The sequence below is a fragment of the Gilliamella sp. Choc5-1 genome (genome assembly GCF_001690595.1).
Classification (GTDB): Bacteria; Pseudomonadota; Gammaproteobacteria; order Enterobacterales; family Orbaceae; genus Gilliamella; species Gilliamella apicola_M.
The window spans coordinates 1-2535 of sequence record NZ_LZHH01000088.1; the positions used below are offsets into that span (position 1 = coordinate 1).

Sequence of the window (2535 nt, forward strand, 5' to 3'; positions counted from 1 at the left end):
GTTATTTTATCGCTCTTTAAAAAACAAATAAAATCAATGTTTTTTGAATAATTGTTATAAAAAACACAATACCTTTTAGCATACCCAAAGGCTATTTTTGCTATTTATTTAGCATTAAAAAACCGAAAACTCAACCCAACTAAAAAACAATTTTATACTAAAACGCATAGTTACCTGAAAGTTTTTGACAGAAATTTTAAATCCTATGGCGAGCTTGCGATAGAATACCGCACCGTCCCACAAAACCTGCGCTTTCAAGGACAGTATTTTGACGAGGACAAATTTGTCTGGAACAAATTTGAACAATGCTTTAGCATTGGCCCTGAAAGGGTGAGTATCAGGATGATACGAATAATCAGGACTACACTATAATCGCTACCGCTATTACGACCCGTTCACCGCCCGCTACATCAGCCAAGATCCAATAGGGCTTGCTGGCGGCGAAAACGCCTATAGCTACGTTCCTAACCCACTGGCTTGGATTGACCCGTTGGGGTTAACCAGTTGTCAATTAGGCGAGGCATTAGAAAAAGCGGGCGTATTCCGTCCAGAAAACACCGCTGCTCATCATATTGTGGCCGAAGGCGCGAAAAGGGCAGAGCCAGCACGAAAAATTTTAGAAAAATATGGTATTGATATTAACGGTGCTATGAATGGCGTATTTTTACCAACAAATAAAAACACCTCTAACTTGCCAGGAATAATGCATAATGGTCGTCATCCTAATGACTATATTGATGCGGTTAATGACAGACTTAGGATGGCGGATAAAATAGGTACTAAAGAGGCAGTAGAAGCTGAATTAAAAAACATCGCAAATATTTTATCAAACGCTGATCGTAACGCAAATTGGAAAACGATATTGAAACAATTATAAGCGTTTGTTATTGCATTTAATCATAAGCGAATTAGTTAAATTGGAGAAATACTAATGAAACCGAAAATCTATAGGTTAAAATCAAATGTGTCGGACTATAGTTCATTTATTGAAAATTGTCCTGATGGACAAGAAGATATTGCAGGAAGAGCAATGGATAGGGCACTTTATCATCATTGGCAACCGTTTGGCGAGGAATATCAGCCTGTGACTATGGAGCTATATGCTAATGATTATGGTAGAAAGAATTATCAGTTAGATATCAGTGGATCTACAGCGCCTTTTTATGTGTTGAGCGAAAGGGCTTTAGAGGCGTTAAGTGATATTTTTCTTCCTCGAGGGCAAGTTTTACCGATTATTACAGCAAGTAAAAGGAAGAAATTTTGGGGCTACTTTCCGACAAATGTTTTAAAAGGTTGCTTTGATAAAGAAAAATCAATTTATAAACAATGGCCAAATGGTTTAATGATAGAGCATGTAGTTTTAATCGCTGATAATATTACCGATGAATATTTATTTACTATAGAAGAAGATATCGGCCGAGTTTTTGTGACAGAAAAGTTTAAACAACGGGTTGAAGAGGCAGGATTATTAGCGTTTACGTTTCCAGACCACCTTGTGGCTGAAACCTCATAGTTTAATGCGCTGCACAACAAACTCAAGACCAACCCAAATAAAATATACAGTTTTACAAAATGGGAAAAAGGTTTTAGGTGAAGTTTTTAACAATTAGGTGAATTAGATGAATATTGAAAACGCAAAAAATACATTAAAAGAATTTATTATTGCTATGAATCATTGGGAATTACATTGTTATCCAATAATGACAAGTGGTTCATCACATGAAGATGATTTACAAATGACTAATGAATTAAATATTATATTTGATAAGTTTTGCACAAAGAGAGAACGAAAATATGGTCGGCAAGTTGCATTGTCGTGTGGAAATCCCCCAGCGTATTCACCAGATGAAGAGATAATAAAAATAGAAGAATTAAAGGGCAATAAAGTTGTTATTTATACCCAAGAATATACTGGAGCAGAATGTCAATTCCGTTATACTTTACATTATAAAAATAATGAGTGGCGGATAGATAGAAAAGAGATGTTCGATGATGATAAATGGATAAAATTTACATTATAATCACTAAGTGCAATTAAGCGCCTTAACGGTATTTAAGTTATCGTGGTGATGAAGTGAGCCAAATCGACCTAAACGGTCAAACACTATCGACGCACCGCTGGCAAGAAGGCAATGAAATCGCCCGTAGTATGGGGCGATTTGGTGAACTCAATTGCCATCAACAATTTGATAATCGTGGTCGATTGCTTAATTATATAAATCCCCGTTTTAAAACAGCGGGGATTGGAATGGCAACACATTTTCAAACAAAAAAATTAAGGGGTAAGTGTTTTTTAAATTCAACGGGAGGCAAGTAGCCTAACGAAGAATGTAATCGTTTATGATTATACCAATAGGCATAAGCCGAAAAAGCGCGTTGTAACTCAGCCGTTGAGTTAAAACGTTGGCCTTTTACAAATTCCGTTTTAATTGTTTTAAATGTCGCTTCCGCTACCGCATTATCATAAGGACATCCTTTCTTGCTTAATGAATGCGTGATATTAAATGTCTTAAAACAATCCGCTAATAACCGATT

At 36.1% G+C, this 2535-nt stretch carries 5 protein-coding genes and 1 pseudogene; 5 read left to right on the forward strand and 1 reads right to left on the reverse strand.

The features are described from left to right. Nucleotides 1-367: 367 nt before the first annotated feature. The 5 genes and pseudogenes from A9G35_RS13710 to A9G35_RS07820 all read left to right on the forward strand — a co-directional run. Nucleotides 368-487: pseudogene (locus A9G35_RS13710) on the forward strand (RHS repeat-associated core domain-containing protein); the annotation flags it as partial. Between the two features lie 3 nt (nucleotides 488-490). Continuing rightward, nucleotides 491-877: an AHH domain-containing protein gene (locus A9G35_RS13715; RefSeq protein ID WP_065636383.1), complete on the forward strand. Its 387-nt coding sequence runs from the start codon at nucleotides 491-493 to the stop codon at nucleotides 875-877. A 54-nt stretch (nucleotides 878-931) separates the two neighbouring features. Then, nucleotides 932-1513, forward strand: coding sequence for a hypothetical protein (locus A9G35_RS07810; protein WP_065636384.1), 582 nt, complete (start codon nucleotides 932-934; stop codon nucleotides 1511-1513). Between the two features lie 106 nt (nucleotides 1514-1619). Next, the gene (locus A9G35_RS07815) at nucleotides 1620-2021 is read left to right on the forward strand and encodes an NTF2 fold immunity protein (RefSeq protein WP_065636385.1); all 402 of its coding nucleotides are present in this window, start codon (nucleotides 1620-1622) and stop codon (nucleotides 2019-2021) included. A 53-nt stretch (nucleotides 2022-2074) separates the two neighbouring features. Further along, nucleotides 2075-2317, forward strand: a complete 243-nt coding sequence (locus A9G35_RS07820) for a hypothetical protein (RefSeq protein WP_065636386.1) — start codon at nucleotides 2075-2077, stop codon at nucleotides 2315-2317. On the opposite strand, the gene A9G35_RS12935 is transcribed toward A9G35_RS07820, so the two are convergent. Then, nucleotides 2263-2535 (reverse strand): integrase core domain-containing protein (locus tag A9G35_RS12935; protein ID WP_141673815.1); only part of this gene is annotated, 273 nt, incomplete at its 5' end. The two genes, A9G35_RS07820 and A9G35_RS12935, sit on opposite strands and share 55 nt — an antisense overlap.

What these genes read in the sequence shown, in the direction of transcription:
- A9G35_RS07810 (WP_065636384.1), top strand. Translation starts at nt 932, where the DNA reads ATGAAACCGAAAATCTATAGGTTAAAATCAAATGTGTCGGACTATAGT.
- A9G35_RS07815 (WP_065636385.1), top strand. Translation starts at nt 1,620, where the DNA reads ATGAATATTGAAAACGCAAAAAATACATTAAAAGAATTTATTATTGCT.